Source organism: Massilia sp. LMS1-1-1.1, assembly GCF_040815535.1.
GTDB classification, from domain to species: Bacteria; Pseudomonadota; Gammaproteobacteria; order Burkholderiales; family Burkholderiaceae_D; genus Janthinobacterium; species Janthinobacterium aestuarii.
In genome coordinates, this window is the sequence record NZ_JBFPNG010000034.1 from 68,868 (window position 1) to 90,356 (window position 21,489).

Below are 21,489 nucleotides of genomic sequence, written 5' to 3' on the forward strand. Positions count from 1 at the left end.
ATACACAACATGAAAAAAATGACATTGAAACCGATGGCGCTCGTCCTGGCCGCCCTTTGCTTGATGCTGGGCGCCGGCGTGACCCTGTACTCCCCTTCCTCCACGGCGGCGGACGACGCCAAGGATAAAAACACGGCGCAAAAGCCGGCGCTGACCGTCACCACGGCCAAGCCGCAGACGGCCAGCCTGCCCATCAAGCTGAAGGCCAACGGCAACGTGGCCGCCTGGCAGGAAGCCGTCATCGGCAGCGAATCGAACGGTTTGCGTCTGACCGACGTGCGCGTGAACGTGGGCGACGTCGTGCGCGCCGGCCAGGTGCTGGCCGTGTTCTCGAACGACACGGTCAATGCCGACGTGGCGCAAACGAAGGCCGCCGTGCTGGAAGCGCAAGCCAATGCGGCGGAAGCCGCCGCCAACGCGCAGCGCGCCCGCTCGCTGCAAAGCACGGGCGCCATCAGCGCGCAGCAGATCAGCCAGTACCTGACGGCAGAACAGACGGCCAACGCGCGCATCGCGTCCGCCAAGGCGCAGCTGGCGTCGCAACAGCTGCGCCTGAAATACACGCAGGTGGTGGCGCCCGACAGCGGCATCATCTCTTCGCGCTCGGCCACCGTCGGTTCCGTGGTGGGCGCCGGCACGGAACTGTTCCGCATGATCCGCCAGGGCCGCCTCGAATGGCGTGCCGAAGTGACGGCCACCGAGCTGCTGAATCTGAAACCAGGCACCCTGGCGCAAGTGAAGGCGGCCAACGGCAGCGTCTTGACAGGCAAGGTGCGCATGATCGCCCCTACCGTCGATCCGCAGACGCGTTCCGCCCTCGTCTACGTGGACCTGCCTGCCGGCACGGGCAGCAATGCGCCGTTCAAGGCCGGCATGTACGCCAGCGGCGAATTCGAACTCGGTACCTCGGGCGCGCTGACCGTGCCACAGCAGGCGATCGCCGTGCGCGATGGTTTCAGCTATGTCTTCCGCCTCAATCCCGACCAGCGGGTCAGCCAGATCAAGGTGCAGGCCGGACGGCGCCTGAGCGACCGCATTGAGATCCTTGGCGGCATCACGGCCGACACCACCATCGTCGTCAGCGGCGCAGGCTTCCTCAATGACGGCGACCTGGTACGCAATGTACAGGCTCCGGCAGCGGCCAAGGCTGCCGTAGCACCGGCAGCGAAAAAGTAAGGAGAGGCCATGAATTTTTCCTCCCTCTCGATCAAGAACCCGATCCCGGCCATCATGCTGTTCGCGCTGCTGACCCTGGCCGGTCTGCTGGCCTACAAGGCCAATCCGGTGCAGGATTTCCCCGACATCGAACTGCCCATCGTCACCGTCAGCGCCGTGCTGCCCGGCGCGGCACCAGCCCAGCTGGAAACGGAAGTGGCGCGCAAGATCGAAGATTCCGTCGCCACCCTGCAAGGCGTGAAAAACATCTATACCAAGGTGCTCGATGGCGTCGTCACGGTGACCGTCGAATTCATCCTGGAAAAGCAGATCGCCGAAGCCGTCAACGATGTGCGCGACGCGGTCGCGCGCGTCAAGGCGGACATGCCGGCAGAGCTGCGCGACCCCACCGTCACCAAGGCATCCACGGCGGGACGCGTGGTGCTGACCTTTATCGCCACGGCGAAGCCGGGCGTGGACAACCCGCTCGACTCTCCCGACCTGTCGTGGTTCGTCGACAACACGGTGGCCAAGCGCCTCTTGACCGTGCCCGGCGTGGGCGCCGTCACCAGAGTCGGTGGCGTCTATCGCGAGATCCAGGTGGAACTCGACGAGGCGCGCATGGCCGCATTGAAAGTGTCGGCCCTCGACGTGTCGCGCCAGCTGCGCCTGGTGCAGCGCGAAGCGCCTGGCGGCAGGGGCGACATCAGCGGCGCCGAGCAGTCGGTGCGCACCATCGCCACCGTCAAGACGGCCGATGAACTGTCGCGCGTGGAAGTGCCGCTGCCGGACGGACGCCATGTGCGCCTGGACCAGGTAGCCACCGTGCGCGACACCATCGCCGAACCGCGCGCGCTGGCCGAGCAGGATGGCAAAACGGTCGTCGCCTTTGAAGTGTTCCGCACCAAGGGCGCCAGCGAAGTGGCTGTCGCCAAGGGCGCGCGCGATGCCATCGCCGACCTGCAAAAGGAAAACCCGAACGTGGTGCTGCAGCAGTCGATCGACAATGCCTTCCCCGTCGAGGAAAACTTCGATGGCTCGATGGAGCTGCTGTACGAAGGCGCGCTGCTGGCCGTGCTGGTGGTGTGGTGGTTCCTGCGCGACTGGCGCGCCACCCTGGTGGCCGCCGCCGCCCTGCCCCTGTCCGTGATGCCCGCCTTCCTCGGCATCTACTGGTTCGGCTACACGCTCAATACCGTCACCCTGCTGTCGCTGGCCCTGGTCGTCGGCGTGCTGGTCGACGACGCCATCGTGGAAATCGAAAACATTGAGCGCCATCTGCGCATGGGCAAGTCGCCGATGGAAGCGGCAATGGAAGCAGCCGACGAAATCGGCATGGCCGTCATCGCCACCACCTTCGCGCTGGTGGCCGTGTTCCTGCCGACGGCCTTCATGAGCGGCATTCCCGGCCTGTTCTTCAAGCAGTTCGGCTGGACCGCCGTGCTGGCCGTGCTGGCCTCGCTGGTGGTGGCGCGGCTGCTCACCCCGATGATGGCGGCCTATATCCTGAAACCGCTGCCGCACAAGGAAGAGCAGGATGGCTGGCTGATGACGCGCTACCTGACGGTCATGCGCTGGTGCCTGAACCACCGCGGCATCACGGCCATCGCCGCGGCCCTGTTCTTTGTCGGCGCCATCGCGCTCGTGCCGCTGCTGCCGACCGGTTTCGTGCCGGCCGCCGACCGTGCGCAGACGCAGATCAACCTGGAACTGCCGCCCGGCTCCACTCTGGGCGAAACGCAGGCCGTGGCAGCCCTGGCGCGCGATGCGGCCATGCGCACGCCGGGCATCGAGGGCGTCTTCAGTTCGATAGGCGGCGGCTCGAGCGGCGATGCCTTCGCCCCCGGCGCCGCGGCCGAGGCGCGCCGCGCCGTGCTGACCCTGACCACCGTGCACCGCACCGAGCGCAAGGAATCGATGGCGGACCTGGAAACCCAGCTGCGCCAGAAGCTCGATACCATCCCCGGCGCCCGCTTCACGGTGGGACCGCCCGACACCGGCGTCAAGATGCAGCTGGTGCTGCGCTCGGAAGACCCGGTGGCGTTGATGGCGGCGGCGCAAAAGGTCGAGCGCGAACTGCGCGGCCTGAAAGGCATCGGCAACGTCAATTCCAGCGCCTCGCTGGTGCGCCCGGAAATCATCGTGCGTCCCGATTTCGCCAAGGCGGCCGACCTGGGCGTGACGGCAGCGGCCATCGGCGAAACGGTGCGCGTGGCCACGGCCGGCGACTACGACACGGACCTGACGAAAATGAACCTGCCCGAGCGGCAAGTGCCGATCCGCGTCAAGCTGCCCAACAGCGTGCGCGCCGACCTGGCCGCCATCGAGCGCCTGACCGTGCCCGGCAAGAATGGTCCCGTGCGCCTGGCGAACGTGGCCAGCGTGACGATGGAAAGCGGCCCGGCGCAGATCGACCGCCTGAACCGCAGCCGCAATGTGACCCTCGACGTGGAACTCGGTTCGCGCACCCTGGGCGAACTGAATGAAGAGGCGCGCGCGCTGCCGTCGATGAAGAACTTGCCGCCATCCGTGAAGATCGCCGAACTGGGCGACGCGCAGGAGATGGCCTCGTTGTTCGCCAGCTTCGGCCTGGCCATGCTGATCGGCGTGCTGTGCATCTACTGCGTGCTGGTGCTGCTGTTCAAGGACTTCATGCAGCCGGTGACCATCCTGGCGGCGTTGCCGCTGTCGATCGGCGGCGCCTTCGTGGCGCTCCTGATTACGGGCAGCGCCCTGTCGATGCCGTCGATGATCGGCCTGATCATGCTGATGGGGATCGTCACCAAGAACTCGATCCTGCTGGTCGACTATGCGATCCTGGCGCGCCAGGCCGGCATGAACCGCTTCGATGCGCTGGTCGACGCCTGCCACAAGCGCAGCCGCCCCATCCTGATGACGACGATCGCCATGGGCGCCGGCATGATGCCGCTGGCGCTGGGCTGGGGCGCCGACCCCAGCTTCCGTTCGCCGATGGCCATTACCGTCATCGGCGGCCTGATCACGTCGACCCTGTTGAGCCTGCTGGTGGTGCCGGCCGTGTTCACCTACATCGACGACCTCGAGCACCTGCTCAAGCGCGGCATGGCGAAACTGCGCCGCCAGAAGGCGCCGCTGCGGCGCGATGACAAGGTGGCACTGGAAAAATAAGCGCCACGGTCAATTGCAAAATCGCCCCCTGCGGGCAAGGAAACGAGGGACCGGCCGCCAGGCCGCGCTCCCTCGCTTTCATCTATCTGGCATACTGCGCCCATTCTCCATGAACGCAATCTGCCCTGCCTATGAATTACCGCACCCCGCTCGTCCTGCTGATGGCATCCGCGCTGCTCGGCGCCTGCTCGGACAAGACCGCCCCCGCCAGCGCCGACCTGGCAGCTGACGTGGTCACCGAAGTCCCCGCTGCCGCAGCCGCAGCAGACACCGCATCGGCCGAACACGTGCCGCCGCCATCCGCCACCGCCCCCAGGACGGAAGCGATGAACACGCCCCAGGCGCGCGAGCGCGAAGTGGGCATGATGCGCGCCGTCTTCGGCAAGGACTACCGCAGCGACAGCGAAGATGCGCTGGCCGACCTGCCCGATCCCGATAACCACGTCGACAAGCTCAGTTACGTGGTCAGCGCCGTCAGCCACAAGCTGCTGCCCGATGGCAGCGCCATCCTGGTGGCGAATGCGGAAACGGCCAACACGGAAGGCACGGCCGAATCGGCGCATGCTTCGCCGGGGCTGCTGAATGTCTTTTTCCTGGCGCCCAAGGGCCAGCCGGAAGACGGCCAGTGGCAAGTCGTGAAACGGCTGGAAAACATCGCCGCCCTGGGATCGTCGGGGCAGCTCGGCGAAGTCCACTGGGTCATGCTGGGCGCGAACAAGCCGGGACTGGCGATCCGCCATGGCTATACGGGCCAGGGCTACACCATCACGCAACTGGCCCTGTTTGAAATCGGCGACGGCAAGGTCACCTCACTCGATGGCGCCATCGATCTGTATTCGGACAATATGGGCGCCTGCGGGCCCGAGACGGACGAGTGCTGGATGGTCAAGGGGAACTGGCGCTTCGCGCCGGCGCGCAATGGCGGCGCCTACGATGACCTGCTGATCGATTTCAAGGGCGCCTCCGAGAAGATCAAGCCCGGCGTCACGGTCAAGCCCGACGAAGACCCGCCGCGCATCGCCACGCCCCTGAACAACCACGCGCGCTACGGCTTCGATGGCAAGGGATATAAATTAATTGAAGGGAAGAACACGGTGCCGGGCGTCTAATGGGGTCAGACCCGCCGGGTCTGCCCCACGTAAGCCAGCTACTTGCGCGCCGCTTCCAGGCGCGCCAGCAGCGGCGCATACATGGCACGCGTATGGCTGCTCCAGCGGGCCATGGCGCTGTCGATATCGAGCAGCAGGCGTTCCGACAACACCTTGTCGCCCTGCTGCAGCGCCCAGATCGCGCACTCGGCACGGCACTCGAAGCTGTTGTAGCGCGTCAGCGCATCGTCGAATTCCGCTTTCGCTTCCACCTGCCGCCCGCTTTGCGCCAGCGCGCGCGCCGTCAGCAGGGACACCATCTCGGGACGGAAATGGATGTCGCTGCGGCGGATGAATTCCAGGTGCGTCAGCGCTTCGGCGCCCCGTTCGCACTCCAGGTAGGCGCGCGCCGCGCCCAGGCGAATTTCCAGGTCCGATGCGAACGCTCCCTGCAGGCAGGCTTCGTAGGTCGATGCCGCTTCCTTTGCATTGCCCGCTTCGAGCTGCGCGCTGGCCAGGCGCATCTGGTTTTGCGCCGTCGGCGTGTACTCGAAGGCCGCTTTCGCCTCGCGCAATTCGCGGTTCGGATCGAGTACCTGCACGGCCACCGACGCAACCTTGCGCGCGCCTTGCGGCAGGCGCGAATTGGGCAGGTAGATGGCGAAGAAATACACCACGCTGCCCAGCAGCGGGAACATGAATAAGATGAGCAGCCAGTACAGCTGCTGCCCGTTGCGCACCACGTGGACCGCAAAAAATACCGCGATCAGGATGTGGATGCCTATGCCAAAAATCGTCATGCTGCGACCTCGTTCGTGATGGGAGCAGCCGGCACCATGCCGCCGCTTTCCCTGCTCAGAATATTACACTGGCCACGCCGTGCACACGCGCCTATTGCGCCTTGGCCGACCAGCCGCCGCCCATGGCGCGGTACAGGTCCACCGAGGCGACGAGGATGCGCGTCTTCAGCTGCAACAGTCCCACGTCGGCACTGTACAGGGTGCGCTGGGCGTCGAGTTCTTCCAGGTAGGAGGCATAGCCGTTGCGGTAGCGGTTGTGCGCGATGCGCAGGGTGTCGGCCGCCGTGGCGCGGCGCGCATCGTTTTCCACGGCTTGCTGCCGCAGCCGGTAGATGGCGCCCAGGCTGTTCTCCGTTTCGGCGAAGGCATTGCGCACCACGTTTTCATATGTGTACACGAGCTGGTCGCGCTGGGCGCCGGCCGCATCCGTCTGCGCCTGCACGCGCCCGCCATCGAACAGGGGGCCGGCCGCCAGCGCCGTCAGGCGCCACAGGGCAGTGGGCGCATGCAGGAAATCGGTGAGGGTCGTCGCTTGCCCGCCGCCGACGGCCGTCAGCTTGAACGAGGGCAGCAGCTGGTCGCGCGTGGCGGCCAGGCTGGCGTTGGCGGCTGCCAGGTTGTGTTCCGCGCGCGCGATATCGGGCCGCCGGCGCAGCAATTCGGATGGCAGGCCGGCCGGCACGCCAGGCGCCGCCAGCTCGGACAGCGGCAAGCCGCGCGCGATGGGACCGGGATTGCCGCCCACGAGGATGGCCAGCGCGTTTTCCTGTTCGAAGATCTGCCGCTGCAGCTGCGGCACCTGTTCGGCCGCCGCATGGTATTCCGATTGCGCCTGCAGCCATTCCAGGCGCGAGCTGTAGCCCACCTCGAACTGCTTGCGCGCCAGCTCGCGCGACTGTTCGCGCAGCTGCAGGGTCGATTGCGTGAGCGCCAGCTGCGCGTCGAGCCCCCGCAGGTTCAGATAGCTCGTCGCCACACTGGCGGCGATCGACAGGGCCGCCGCATCGAGGCTGGCCTGCTCGGCGCGGTAGCTCTCGCCGGCCGCATCGCTCAGGCTCGCCAGCCGGCCCCACACGTCGATCTCATAACTGGCCTGCAGTTCCGCCTGGAAGACATTCGTCACGTACGGTTTGCCGCTGGACGCGAGGGTGCGCGTACGCGTGGGCGAACCGTCGAAGGCCAGGTTGGGCGCGCGGTTCGCATCGGCCTGCGCCAGGCGCGCGCGGTATTCCTGCACGCGGGCGCGCGCCACGCGCAAGTCGCCATTGCGCGCCAGCGCCTCGCCCACCAGGTCGCTCAAGACCGGGTCGCCGAAGGCTTGCCACCATAGCTGCTCGACATGGGCCCCAGTCGCCGCAGGCGCGCCAGCCGCTTGCGCGCGCCAGCCGGACGGCAGCTGCAGTGCCGACGCAGGCTGCGGTGGCGCGTTGGCGGCACAACCAGCCAGCGCCAGCGCGGCGGCCATCAGCAGGAAACGGCGCTTCATGGCTTGGCCTTCTTCGGCGGCGGTGGCGGTGCCGGATTGTCCGCCGAGTCATTCAGCACGGCGGACGTATCGACGCTGACCACCACCGACATGCCGGGCACGAGACGGCGCGCATTCGCCTGCCCCGGATCGATGCGGATGCGCACGGGAATGCGCTGGGCGATTTTGAGGTAGTTGCCCGTCGCATTATCGGCCGGCAGCACGGAAAACTCGGAACCGGTGGCCGGCGAAATGCGCTCCACCTGGCCCGTCAGCACGGCGCCGTCGAGCGCGTCGACGTGGAAAGTGGCGCTCTGCCCTTCCTGCACGCCGTTCATCTGCGTTTCCTTGAAATTGGCGATCACCCACATCTGGCGCGGCACCAGCGCCATCAGCTGCGCGCCCGAATTCACGTACGCGCCCTGGCGCACCGCCACCTGACCCAGTTGTCCATCGGATGGCGCCACGATGCGCGTGTTATCGAGGTCGATCTTCGCCGCCTTGACAGCCGCCTGCGCATTGGCCACGGCCGCTTCCAGCGCCTGCTTGTTGACCACCACGCTATGCACGCTTTGCTGGGCGATATCGAGATTGGCGCGGGCCTGCGCCAGCGCCGCCGCCATCTGCGCCTGCGTGGCGCGCGACTGGTCGTGTTCGCGCTGCGACAGCGAACCATCGGCCACCAGCTGCTCCACGCGATTGAGGTCGGCGCTGGCCTTGCGCGCCTGCGCTTCCGCATTGGCCAGGGCCGCTTCGCTGACGGAAATGCCAGCCTGCGCGCTGGCCTTTTGCTGCGCCCAGTTCGACAGCGCCGCCTGCTGCGCGGCCAACTGGGCCTGCGCCTGCTCGTAGCGCTGCTGGTAGATGCGGTCGTCGATGCGCACCAGTAGCTGGCCTTCCTTGACGTCCATGAAATCCTGCACCGTCACTTCCACTACATAGCCCGACAGCTGCGTGCCGATGATGGTCACCTGCCCGCGCACGGTGGCGTTTTCCGTCGTCACGATGGGGCTCGTGAACGGCGGCAGACGCCACGCGTACAGCACGATCAGCACGCCCACCAGGGCCACGGCGGCAAAGGCCAGCGCGGACAGCCACTGATGGCGGCGGTCCGGCTGCGCCGTGGAAGTGGTTGGCGCCGGCGTGGTCGCGGCTGCGGGCGTTGTCGGTGCTGGTGGCGGAGTATTATTTTCTGTCATTGCTCGGTTCCGAATTGGTAATGGGGACGATGGCCATGGCCGTCTGCGCATCGCGCACGGGCCCGACCAGGCGGCGCGCGCCGGTGGTGATGCGGGTCCAGGACTGGCTGACCAGCATCCAGATCAGGGTGGCGATGGCAACGCCGGCGATCATCAAAAAAACGTCGTTATAGGCCAGCACATTGGCTTCGCGCGTAGCGACGGCGCCCAGGCGCGCCACGCCCTGGGCGCTGCGCAACGCAGGGTCCATCAGTACGCCGCCATAGCTTGCGGCACCCGACTGCACACGCGCCGCCACTTGCGGATCGAGCATGGTGAGATGCTCGACCAGGTAGCTGGAATGGTATTTTTCGCGCGCCGTCTGGATGGTGCCGACGATGGCCGCACCGAGCAGACCGCCCAGGTTCTGCGTCATGGTAAACATCACGGAAAAACTCACGAGGTTGCGCGGTTCGGCGATCACGGCGCCCATGCCCGCCACCATCGTGGGACCGAGGAAATATGTGCCGCCAAAGGCCAGCAGGAACTGGCTCACATACATGTTGACGGGGCGCGTCTGGCTGGTGGCGTGCGCGTCGATCAGGGCGCCGGCGGCGATCAGCAGCAGCGCGAACATCAGCGAGCGGTTCAAGGTCGCCGGATTGATCGTCAGCGCGCTGACCACCAGGCCCGCGACGCTGCCCAGCAGCACCACGACGAACAGGTTCTGCATCTGGTCCGTGTTCAGGCCCAGCGCCTGCAGAAAGCCGACGGCGCCCGTCGATTCGGACAGCACGATGCGAAACAGCAGCACCGATAAAAACAGCTTGGCGATCTTGCCCGTCGTGAGCCAGCGCGTGTTGAGCAGCGGGCGCGCGCGGTTATGCTCGATGGCCAGCGAGGCGGCGATCAGCACGATGGAGCACGCCAGGCACACGCCCACCCACTCCGACTCCATCCACCATGCCGTACGCCCCTGCGCCAGCACGGCGCACAGCAGGGCCACGCCGGGCGCGAACAGGATAAAAGTAAGGAAGTCGAGCGGCTCGAACGTCTGCACGCGGTCGCCGGGCGGCAGTTTCAGGGCCAGCACGCAGCCCAGCGCCAGCAGGGCCAATCCCAGTTCGAACAGGTACAGGCCGTGCCATTCGCCGATCTGCAGCAGTTCGGAGGTGAAGATGCGCGCCAGGGGCAGCGCCAGCTGGGCAAAGCCCAGGCCCAGCACCACGCCCTTCAGGCGGTGCCGCGCGGGAAACGCCTGCAAGGTGTAGTACAGGCCCAGCACGCCCAGCGCGCCGCCCACCATGCCATGCGCGGCCCGCACGGCGATCGCCGACGGCAAGGTATTCGCGTACAAGTGGGCGAACGTCACCAGCGCATACAGCACCAGGAACGCTTCCGTAAACAGGCGCAGGCCGAACTGCTGGCGGAACTTCACCAGCAGCAGATTCATGGAAACGATGGTCATCACGTAGGCGGCCGGCAGCCACTGCATCTGATAGGCATAAGCGGCCAGCGAACCTTGCAGGTTCAGCAAATTGGCCGTCACCAGGCCGTTGCCCAGCCCTCCCGTCAGCGCGACGATCAGGCCGACGATGAAATACGCGACACGCTTGGGCGTCGAATGTTCGGGCATCGATGGCGACCCGGGCAAGGTCGGGCGTTCGCCCGGCCCCCAGGTGCGAGGTGTGTACTTGTCCATGCGGTAATCGCGATCCGGTTTGCTGAAGCCGTTCCTTGCTGCTGTTATACAGATGGTGGCAAATGAACAGTTCTAGGCAGCAGCATAGCACCGCAGGACGTTTTTATTGTTTACATTGCTGCACGCAATTGCAGGCGCAGGAAGTCGAGCGCGTTGGCGTCGCTGCCCAGCTGCTGCACCGCGCCCTGGCCGTCGGAAAGTCGTAGGATGCGCGTGGCATAGCGTTGTGGTTTTGCCTTAACGGCCCGGCCGAATTTTTAATGGGGCCGTTCGTCATTCAGACGGCTAAGCAGCCTTTCACGCAGATGTTCATCGAGGCGGACAATTTGCCGTAGGACCTAGTGACGGCACCGGGCTGTCCTTGCAGCTTGCGCAGCGCTACCGCAGATTGGAAACGCTACGCCTGGACCGCTCGACAACGATCATTTTGTAGCATTCCGGCAACAATAAACAGACTGCATAACAATCCGCCTTAAATAACTATGAGAATTTATAATTTCTTCACATAATTAGCTTTGCAGCAACAATAAGTTTTTTCCCGATATTCATGCGGGATACGCAATATCCAATTCGCATATGTAGTGTTTCCAAAAAGCGCAGGAAAACGGACCTGCCGGTGCCGTCATGAATGCCCTCCATATATTTATTCACCAGCATCCCGATCACCAAAGGCCTGACGCCACCTGCCCCGCTGCGGGCGGGCTGACTTGTTAGACAATGAAAGACGAAAAAATGACCAAGTTTGTCGTGTCAACATTCCCCGCTACACCGATGTGGTGGCGTCTATTCTTGATGGCATGCATTTGCGCCAATCTTCTTTTTCCCGCGCCGGCCTGGTCGTCCGGTGCGCCGCCAACCGCAGCCACATCAATCCAAACGGGAAAACAAATCCTGTTTGTCGAAGATAATGTCGCCGACTATCGGGAACTCATCGGCAACGGCACCGATCACATGGACGTGGTGGTGCTCGACGGCGAGCGCGACGGCTTGCGCCAGATCGCCCAGGCGCTGGAAACCCGGCGCGACATCGCCGGCCTGCACCTCATTTCGCACGGCGCACCGGGCAGCTTGCAGCTCGGCTCGCTGCAACTCGGTCGCGAGCAATTGAACGAGCGCGGCGCCGACCTCGGTATCATCCGCGCCGCACTGCGCCGTGACGCCGACATCCTGCTGTACGGCTGTAACGTGGCCGAAGGCAAAGCGGGCCAGGACTTCATCGGCGCGCTGGCCGGACGCACCGGCGCCCGCGTGGCCGCCTCGAGCAACCTGACCGGCGCCGCCACCCAAGGCGGCGACTGGATGCTGGAGGCACGCACCGGCCCGCTACGCAGCGCCGCGCTGGCCTTCCCCGCCTACCGCCACGTCTTGCCGACCGTGGCCGGCACCTTGTCGATCGCAGCGAACCTGCCTAATAACAATTTCACCGTGCCCAAGTTCGTCGACAGCCACGCTGCGTCCCAGACCCCTTTTCCCAATATCGAATACGAGATCTACTTTGCCAACGCCGGCAACACGCCGACCGGCAATGTTACGAACTTCAACCTGGGCGGCCCCGGCGGTTCGATGCTGATCTTCGACACGGGCACCACGGTCGGCGCGCTGATCATCAAAAGCCAATCGAACCGCCTGTTCGGCCTGTCCAGCTTCCGCATCCAAGATGCCCAGGGAGCCGGATCCGTCTATACCGCCACCGCCTACCGCGGCGGCACGCCCGGCGTGACCTCGACCTTTTCAGCCGATCCCAGTGGCCTGTCATCCGTCATCAACCTGCCATCAGCAGGATTCGGCAACGTCGACGAGATCCGCATTACCAGCGACGGCGGCATCGGCACCCCCAACACGCTGTTTCAGGAAGGCTTCAACACCTTCACCTTCGTCAACCCCTCCGGCAATGCCAACCTGAGCGCGCTCTCGGCCACGGCCGGTGCCCTGGTCCCCGGGTTCGCGGCGGCCACCACCGCCTACACCATCGCCGTGCCCAACGCGACCGCCAGCACCACCATCACGCCCACGGTCGATACCCCGGGCACGACCGTCACCGTCAACGGCGTGACCGTCGCCAGCGGCGCCGCCTCGGGTGCGATCGCCCTGAACGTGGGCGCCAACACCATCACCACCATCGTCACGGCGCTCGACGGCAGCACCACCAAGACCTACACCACGACCATCACGCGCGCGGCGCCGCCGTCGAGCAACGCCAACCTGAGCAACATGGCCATCTCGACCGGCACCCTGACCCCCGTGTTCGCCTCGGCCACCACCAGCTACACGGCCGGCGTGCCGTTTACCACCACCTCGATGACACTCACCCCGACCGTGGCCGATGGCACCGCCAGCGTCACCGTCAACGGCGTGGCCACCACCAGCGGCAACGCCTCGGGCGCCATCGCCCTGAACGTGGGCGCCAACACCATCACCACCATCGTCACGGCCCAGGATAGCTCCACCAAGACCTACACCACCACCGTCACGCGCGCCGCCGCTTCCAGCAGCAACCAGTTGAGCGCACTGTCGCTCTCGAGCGGCACCCTGGCCCCGGTGTTTGCCTCCGGCACCATCGGCTACACGGCCACCGTAAGCAACGCCACCACCTCGATCACCGTGACCCCTACCGTGCTTGATGCCACCGCCAGCGTCACCGTCAACGGCGTGGCCACCACCAGCGGCAACGCCTCGGGCGCCATCGCCCTGGCCATCGGCAGCAACACCATCACCGTCACCGTCACCGCGCAGAACGGCACGCCGCTCAGCTACACCGTCACCGTCACACGCGCCGGCTCGGCCAACGCCGACCTGTCCGCGCTGTCGCTGTCGAGCGGCACCTTGAGCCCGGCCTTCGCGGCCGGCACCACCAGCTACACGGCCAGCGTGAGCAACGCCACCACCTCGCTTACCGTCACCCCGACCGTGGCCAATGGCAGCGCCAGCGTCACCGTCAACGGCGTGGCCACCACCAGCGGCAGCGCCTCGGGCGCGATCGCCCTGAACGTGGGAGCCAACACCATCACCACCGTCGTCACGGCCCAGGATGGCAGCACAACCAAGACCTACACCGTGACCGTGACCCGCGCCGCTTCGTCCAACAACAACCTGTCCGCATTGAGCACCTCCAGCGGCAGCCTGAGCCCGGTGTTCAATCCCGCCACGACCGGCTATACCGTCTCGATCGCGGCCGGCATCGCCAGCATCACCGTCACCCCCACCACGGCCGTCGGCACCGCCAGCATCACCGTCAACGGGGTGGCCGTCAGCAGCGGGGCTGCCTCGGGCGCCATCGCGATGAATCCGGGCAGTAACACCGTCACCGTCGACGTCACCGCCCAGAACGGAGCGACCAAGAGCTATACCCTGACCATCACCCGCGCTCTGCCATCGACCAACGCCGACCTCTCCGCGCTGTCGCTGTCGAGCGGCACCCTGAACCCGGCCTTCGCGGCCAGTACCACCAGCTACACGGCCAGCGTGAGCAACGCCACCACCTCGCTCACCGTCACCCCGACCGTGCTTGATGCCACCGCCTCGGTCACCGTCAACGGCGTGGCCACCACCAGCGGCAACGCCTCCGGCGCGATCGCGCTGGCGGTCGGCGCCAACACCATCACCACCATCGTCACGGCCCAGAACGGCACCACGACCAAGACGTACACCGTCACCGTGACCCGCGCCGGCTCGGGCGATGCCAATCTGTCGGCGCTGGCCTTGTCCGGCGGCAGCCTCAGTCCGGCGTTCGCGCCGTCCACTACCGGCTACACGATGTCGATTGCGGCCGCGACGGCCAGCGTCACGGTCACGCCGACCGTCAACGAGCCGAACGCCACCGTCACGGTCAACGGCGTGGCCGTGGCCAGCGGCAACGCCTCGGGCGCGATCGCCATGAATACTGGCAGCAATACCGTCACGGTCGTGGTCACCGCGCAAAACAGCGCCACCAGGACTTACACGGTGACCGTGACGCGCGCGATCTCGACCAATAACGACCTGGCCGCGCTGGCCTTATCAAGCGGCACCCTGAATCCCGTATTCAGCGCGGCCCAGCAAAGCTACAGCGCCACCGTGCCCAACGCGACCACCTCGATCACCGTCACGCCGACCGTGGCCGATCCAACCGCGACCGTCACCGTCAACGGCGTGGCTACCACCAGCGGCAACGCCTCCGGTGCGATCGCCCTGAACACGGGTGCCAACATCATCACCGTTGTCGTGACGGCGCAGGACGGCTCCCCGCGCAGCTACACCATCACCGTCACCCGCAACGTCTCGTCGAACGCCGACCTGTCCGCGCTGGCGCTGTCGAGCGGCACTCTGAGCCCGGCCTTCGCCGCCGGCACCACCAACTACACGGCCAGCGTGAGCAACGCCACCGCCTCGCTCACCGTCACCCCGACCGTGGCCGATCCAACCGCGACCGTCACCGTCAACGGCATGGCCACCACCAGCGGCAACGCCTCGGGCGCGATCGCCCTGAACACGGGTGCCAACATCGTCACGATCGTGGTCACCGCGCAGAACGGCACGACCAGGACCTACACGGTCACCGTGACACGCACGGTCTCGGCCAACAACAACCTGTCCGCGCTGGCGCTGTCGAGTAGCACTCTGAGCCCGTCCTTCACCGCCGGCACAACCAGCTACACGGCCAGCGTGAGCAACGCCACCGCCTCGCTTACCGTCACCCCGACCGTGGCCGACCCAACCGCGACCGTCACCGTCAACGGCATGGCCACCATCAGCGGCAACGCCTCGGGTGCGATCGCCCTGGCCCTGGGCGCGAACACGATCACGGTCCAGGTCAACGCCCCCAACGGCGCTGTGAAGACCTACACAATCACCGTGACGCGCGCGACCTCGGCCAACGCGGCCCTGAGCGCCCTGGTTCCCTCGATCGGCAGCCTGAGCCCGGCTTTCGCCAGCGCCACCACGGCCTATGCGATCGACCTGCCGAACAGCGCCACCGCGCTGAGCCTGACCCCGACCGTGGCTGACAGCAGCGCCACGGTCACCGTCAACGGCGCGCCCGTCGCCAGCGCCAGCGCCTCGGCGCCGATCGCGCTGGCCGTGGGCGACAACACCGTGACCATCGTGGTGACGGCGCAGAACGGCACCGCCGTCACTACCACCGTCAAGGTCACCCGCGCGCCGCTGGCCACGGCCTCCTTGGCCGGCCTGGTCTACACCGACAACAACCACGACGGCGTGCGCGACAGCGGCGAAACCGGCATGGCCGGGGTCACCGTCAAGCTGGACGGCACCGACCTCGACGGCGCGACGGTGGCCCTGAGCACCGTGACCGGCGCCGACGGCGGCTTCGCTTTCAACACCATCAAGGGCGGCACTTACACCCTGACCGAACTGCAGCCAGCCGCCAAGCGCGACGGCAGGGAAACGGCCGGCAACCTCGGCGGCACCGTCGACAACAGCGGCTTCGACGACAGCGCGGCGCGCAACCAGATCGGCAACATCGTGATCGCCTCCGGCCAGGCAGGCAGCGGTTACTTGTTCGGCGAACAGAACAGCGGCACCCTGCAAGGCTTCGTGTATGTCGATACCAACGACAACGGCATCAAGGATGCGGGCGAAACGCCTCTGTCGGGCGTACGCATCAATCTGTCCGGCAGCGCCACCGGCGTGGCCACCAGCGGCACCGACGGCAGCTTCAGCTTTCCCGCCATCGCCGCCGGCAGTTATTCGCTCAGCCGCAACGTGGCCGACCTCGACGGCGCCCAGTACTCCGACGGGCGCGAACGAGCAGGCGCGGCGGGCGGCAAGGTCAACGACACCGGCTTCGGCACCCTGCCTTTTCAGACCAGCATTAGCGTGATCGACGTCGATGGCGCCAAGCTGGCCGCTTCGGGCGGCAAGCTGGACGGCTATCTGTTCGGCCTGCGCAAGCGCGCCGCCAACGGCATCAAGCTGCCGATCATCAGCGGCGCGGTGCAATTGAGCAGCAAACCGACGCCGGGACACAGCGGCGGTGCACTGGTGGCCGGCTGGAATGTGACCTTGTCGCAAAACGACAAGCAAATATGCGGCGTGAGCAGCGATGCACAGGGCCAGTATCAATTCAACAATCTGGTATGCCCCGGCTACGAACAGAGCGGCTTGCCTACCGGCAGCGGCTTTACCATCCGGTTCAATAAATCCGGCAGCAACCTGGGCGGCAAGCCGGATTCGGGTGGCGAGGCCGGCCTGGAGTCGCCGCGCGCGATTCGCAACCTGAGCCTGTCGACCAGCGACGAGATCAGCCAGCAAAACCTGCCGCTGGACCCGGCCGGCATCGTGTATGACTCCGTCTCGCGCCAGCCGCTGGCGGGCGTCACGGTCACCATCGACGGGCCGCCCGGCTTCGATCCGGCCACCCACCTGGTCGGCGGTGCGGCCATCAAGAACCAGCTGACCGGCGCCGACGGCGCCTACCAGTACCTGCTGCAGAATGGTTTCCCGAGCGGCGTCTACACGCTGGCCGTGCTCACGGCGCCAGCCGGCTACGGCACCGTCTCGGCCCTGCTGCCACCCTGCGCCGGCACGCTGAACGTGGGCGCGGTGCCCGATCCGGCGTTTATCCAGTCCAGCGACGTGGCTCCGGGCACCGGCGTGGCGCGCCATGATCCGGCCGCCTGCACCGGCCTGGTTCAGGGCGGCTCCGCCAGCACCCAGTACTATCTGAAGCTGCACATCACCAACGGGATGTCGGCGCCGATCTTGAACGACCACATTCCGCTGGACGCGGCCGTGGCCGCCGGCCTGTCGCTGAGCAAGACCGGCGACCGCCAGAGCGTCGAACTGGGCGACACGGTGCGCTACACCATCGTGCTGCGCCAAAGCGCCGCTTCCACCATCCGCCAGGCCAGCGTGCGCGACGTGCTGCCATCCGGCTTCCGCTTCATTCCGGGCAGCGTCACGCTGAACGGCGCGCGCGCCGCCGATCCGGTGGTGGGACCCGGCGCCGTACTCGGCTTCCAGTTGGGCGGCGCGACGGCCGGCCGCGAACTGGTGCTGGGCTACCGCGTGCGGGTCGGTGTCGGCAGCATGCAGGGCGACGGCGTCAACCGGGCACGCGCATATGTCTGCAACAGCGCCGACGGCTGCCTCGACGCAGCCACGCTGGCGCCGCGCGCCGGCTCCACCACCTCCAACGAGGCGAGCTTCAAGGTGCAGGTCAGCGGCGGCGTGTTTACCAACGAGGCCTGCGTGGCCGGCAAGGTCTTCACCGATTGCAACCGCAACGGCGTGCAGGACGCCGGCGAAGCCGGCATCCCGGCGGTGCGCCTGTACCTCGAAGACGGCACCAATATCACCACCGACGCCGATGGCAAGTACAGTTACTGCGGCTTGAGCCCGACCGCGCACGTGATCAAGGTCGACCCCGTCACCCTGCCGGCAGGCAGCGTGCTGGGCGAAACCAGCAACCGCAACCTGAGCGATCCGGACAGCCTGCTGCTGGACGTGCGCAATGGCGAGCTGATTCGCGCGGACTTCGCCGAAACCTCGTGCGCCGCGCCCGTGCTCGAACGCATCAGGCTACCCCGCTCGCCCCAATCGGGGCAAGCCCCGCCGCCCGTTGGCGGTCCCGGCGTCACATTCTCAAGCAAGGTAAAAAACAAGGTGAACAGCAATAGCGCGGGCAAGCCGTCAGTGGCAGAGCCGGTACAAGGGGAACAACATGCGCAATAAATCCCTGCCTTCCCTGTCCCCGGGTTCGCGCGCCCGCCTGCTGATGGGCGTGCTGGCGATTGCGGCTGCCTATCCGCTGCATGCCCAGACGATGGCACCGCAGGCGGCACCGGCCCGGACCGGCCAGATGACCTTGCGCAGCGATCCGGCGCTCGCCGACATCGTGGTCGAGACCGACACCAACATGCTGCCCGCCGATGGCCGCTCCCAAGTCGCCGTCACGGTGCACCTGCTCGACGCCAATGGCCAGCCGCTGCGCGGCACCACCTGGATCAGCGCCGACAGCAATGGCGGCCGCATCGTCGATCCCCGCGCGGCCCCCGGGCTGCGTCTGGGCGCGCCCGTCGACCGTCTGCTGCGCGGTACCCGCATCGAAGTCGAGGACGGGATCGCCCGCTTCATCGTGGTCGCGCCGCCGCACGCCCAAGACGTGACCTTGTCGGTCGCCAGCGGCGTGCTGCAAGCTCAGGGCCAGCTCAGCTTCGTGGCCGAACGCCGTCCCTTGTTCGTCACCGGAGTGGCCGAGGGCGTGATCGGCCACCGCCAGGGGTCTTCGGGCGGCCCGCAGCGCTTCGACGATGGCTTTGAACAATCGCTGACCCACTGGAGCCGCCAGTTCAATGGCGGCAAGGACGATGTCGCGGCGCGCCTGGCCTTCTTCATGAAGGGCGACGTCGGCGCCGACAGCACCGTGACGGCCGCCTACGATTCCGAAAAGGCGAACAATAATCGCCTGCTGCGCGACCTCGATCCGAACCGTTTCTATCCCGTCTACGGCGACGAGGCGGTGACCGCCTTCGACGCGCGTTCCACCGAGCGCCTGTACCTGCGCCTGGACCAGCGCAAGAACTACCTGCTGTACGGCGACTTCGTCACCAGCGCCGAATTCAGCCAATTGGCGGGCGGCGGCGCCGGCAGCGACGCTTCCCTGCACAAGCTGGGCCAGTACAACCGCACTGCCACCGGATTGCGCGGTCATTACGAAGAAGGCGCAATCAGCGGCAACGCCTTCGCCATCCACGACAGCCTCAGGCAAGTGACCGAGGAGTACCAGGCCAACGGCACCTCCGGCCCGTTCGCAGTGCGCAGCAACAGCGCGATCCAGAATTCGGACAAGGTCGAGCTGCTGGTGCGTGACAAGAACCAGTCCAACCTGGTCAAGCAAGCGGTGGTGCTGCAGCGCTATGTCGACTATAGCTTCGAACCGTTCAGCGGGCGCATCCTGTTCAACCAGGCCATCGCCACCCTGACGCCGGACGGCGACCCGCAATCGATCCGCATCACGTACGAGGTGGACCAAGGCGGCGACAAATTCTGGGTGGCCGGCGCCGATGCCAACGTAGCGCTGGGCGGGAACGTCAAACTGGGTGCTTCCATCGTCGAGGACCGTAATCCCGACTCGCCTTACCAGTTGCAAAGCGTGGCCGGACAGATCCGCCTGGGCGCGGGCACCGAACTGGTGGCCGAAGTGGCGCGCAGCAATTCGACCACTTATACGGTAGGCCAGAGCGTGTCGGCTACCCCGACCCGCCAGGCCGGCGAGCAAATGGACGAGCGCGAAGGCAACGCCGGCCGCATCGAACTGCGCCACCAGGACGAGCGGCTGGAAGCGCGCGCCTGGTGGCACCAGGCCGGACGCTACTTCAACAATACGGCGGCCGGCCTGGGCGCCGGGCAAAGCGACGCCGGCGCCAGCGCCAAGTGGCGCATGGACGGGCGCACCCGCCTATATGCGGAAGCGGTGCGCAGCGATAACGACTACGCCGACGCAGCCCGCCAGGGCCAGCGCGTGGGCGTGCTGTACGCGCTGAGCGAGCGCCTGAACCTCGACCTCTCGCTGCGCCATGTCCAGGAAAACGGCCAGTTGACACCCAACGCCGGCATCGCGCCCAACACGGCACCGCCGGGCGGCGCGCAAAACCCAAGCGGCGGTTTCTTCGGCAGCCTGGACGGGGCGGGACTCGATACCCTGAGCGGCCTGCCCCTGAACACCCAGGCCACCCAGGGCGGCGCGGCCGCCGCGCCCTACCGCGGCGTCGACGCCACCACCGCGCGGCTCGGCGTGCAATTCAAGGCCAGCGACAAGCTGACCGTCAGCGCCGACGCCGAGCACAGCGTCGACGGCGAACGGCAGCACCGCTACGGCCTCGGCGTGCAATACGCGACCGAGTCGAACGGCCGTCTGTACGCGCGCGCCGAAACCCAGAGCGGGCTGGCGTCGTCTTACTCGATCAATCCGGCCGAGCGCGGCACCAGCGTGGTGGCCGGGGTCGACACTTCGTACATGGCGGGCGGGACCATGTTCAGCGAATACCGGCTACGCGACAGTGCCGGCGATGGCGCCGGCCTGGGCTTGGATGACGAACGCAACGCACAACTGGCTTCCGGCCTGCGCAATAGCTGGCAATTGCGCCCCGGCGTGAACGTCAGCACCGGGGCCGAATACGTCAAGGTACTCAACGGCAGTGCGCAGGAGGCGGTGGCCCTGAGCGGCGCCATCGATTACCGCATCGATCCGCTGTGGAGTGCCTCCGCTAAACTCGAATACCGCAAGCTGTTCGACCGCGCCGACCAGCCCGCCAACCAGGGCCAGGACCAATGGCTGAATACGGTGGCGCTGGCGCGCAAGATCAGCGACGACTGGACTCTGCTGGCGCGCAATTACCTGCTCTACCAGCGCAACCGCGCCGACGCCCTCGGCGCGCCGCTGGGGAATACCTTGCAAGACAGGGCGCAACTGGGATTTGCCTGGCGCCCGCGCGAGCGCAACGATGTCAACGCGCTGGCGCGCTACGAATACAAGACGGTACGCGACCATGCACGGCCCGACGGCGAGAATTACCGCGCCCACATCGTCTCGACCCATGTCGACTACCACCCGAGCCGGCCGTGGTGGATCACGTCGCGCCTGGCGGGCAAGCTCAACACCGACCATACCCTGCCTGCCGGCGAGCAAAAGTACAGCGCTTGGCTGCTGGGCGGGCGCACGGTGCTGGACGTGGCTCCGAAATGGGATGTGGGAGTGCTGGTGTCGGTGCTGTACAGCCCACAGGGCAAGAGCCGCCAGTACGCCTACGGCGCCGAAGTCGGTTACCAACTGGCGCGCAATCTGTACCTGTCGGTTGGACACAACCTGTCCGGATTCACCGACAAGGACCTGGCGGGCACCGATTACACGGCGCACGGCACGTTTGTGCGGCTGCGCTTCAAGTTCGACGAAAAAACGTTTAAATCGGGCGGGGTGATGTAATCAACGTTTCCCCATCCCTGCTTTGCCGCCATC

General features: G+C 66.5%; 9 protein-coding genes. 5 read left to right on the forward strand and 4 right to left on the reverse strand.

Going from position 1 to position 21,489, the window contains the following annotated elements; translation table 11 throughout:
• Positions 1-9: 9 nt before the first annotated feature.
• The 3 genes from MRBLMS1_RS19155 (at position 10) to MRBLMS1_RS19165 (ending at position 5,411) form a co-directional block, all read left to right on the forward strand.
• Entirely contained in the window at positions 10-1,176 is a 1,167-nt protein-coding gene (locus MRBLMS1_RS19155) for an efflux RND transporter periplasmic adaptor subunit (RefSeq protein ID WP_485881152.1), read from the forward strand.
• Positions 1,177-1,185: 9 nt separating this feature from the next.
• On the forward strand, positions 1,186-4,302 hold the full coding sequence (locus MRBLMS1_RS19160; protein ID WP_128142066.1) for an efflux RND transporter permease subunit: 3,117 nt from the start codon (positions 1,186-1,188) through the stop codon (positions 4,300-4,302).
• Between the two features lie 131 nt (positions 4,303-4,433).
• Positions 4,434-5,411 carry a hypothetical protein gene (locus MRBLMS1_RS19165; RefSeq protein ID WP_034747205.1) on the forward strand — a complete coding sequence of 326 codons (978 nt, stop codon included), beginning with the start codon at positions 4,434-4,436 and terminating at the stop codon, positions 5,409-5,411.
• Between the two features lie 38 nt (positions 5,412-5,449).
• On the opposite strand, the gene MRBLMS1_RS19170 is transcribed toward MRBLMS1_RS19165, so the two are convergent.
• The 4 genes from MRBLMS1_RS19170 to MRBLMS1_RS19185 form a co-directional block, all read right to left on the reverse strand.
• Positions 5,450-6,190, reverse strand: coding sequence for a hypothetical protein (locus MRBLMS1_RS19170; protein ID WP_485881155.1), 741 nt, complete (start codon positions 6,188-6,190; stop codon positions 5,450-5,452).
• 91 nt (positions 6,191-6,281) lie between these two features.
• Positions 6,282-7,676 carry an efflux transporter outer membrane subunit gene (locus tag MRBLMS1_RS19175; RefSeq protein WP_485881157.1) on the reverse strand — a complete coding sequence of 465 codons (1,395 nt, stop codon included), beginning with the start codon at positions 7,674-7,676 and terminating at the stop codon, positions 6,282-6,284.
• Positions 7,673-8,854 (reverse strand): HlyD family secretion protein, encoded by a 1,182-nt coding sequence (locus MRBLMS1_RS19180; protein WP_456150883.1) that lies wholly within the window; start codon positions 8,852-8,854, stop codon positions 7,673-7,675. Before MRBLMS1_RS19180 ends, MRBLMS1_RS19175 begins: the two co-directional genes overlap by 4 nt.
• On the reverse strand, positions 8,841-10,535 hold the full coding sequence (locus MRBLMS1_RS19185; protein WP_456150884.1) for an MFS transporter: 1,695 nt from the start codon (positions 10,533-10,535) through the stop codon (positions 8,841-8,843). The genes MRBLMS1_RS19180 and MRBLMS1_RS19185 overlap by 14 nt, the downstream gene beginning before the upstream one ends.
• A 792-nt stretch (positions 10,536-11,327) precedes the next feature.
• Here MRBLMS1_RS19185 and MRBLMS1_RS19190 point away from each other — a divergent pair.
• Positions 11,328-18,206: a cadherin-like beta sandwich domain-containing protein gene (locus tag MRBLMS1_RS19190; RefSeq protein ID WP_485881864.1), complete on the forward strand. Its 6,879-nt coding sequence runs from the start codon at positions 11,328-11,330 to the stop codon at positions 18,204-18,206.
• Entirely contained in the window at positions 18,196-21,456 is a 3,261-nt protein-coding gene (locus MRBLMS1_RS19195; RefSeq protein WP_485881160.1) for an Ig-like domain-containing protein, read from the forward strand. The genes MRBLMS1_RS19190 and MRBLMS1_RS19195 overlap by 11 nt, the downstream gene beginning before the upstream one ends.
• The last annotated feature ends 33 nt before the right edge of the window (positions 21,457-21,489 follow it).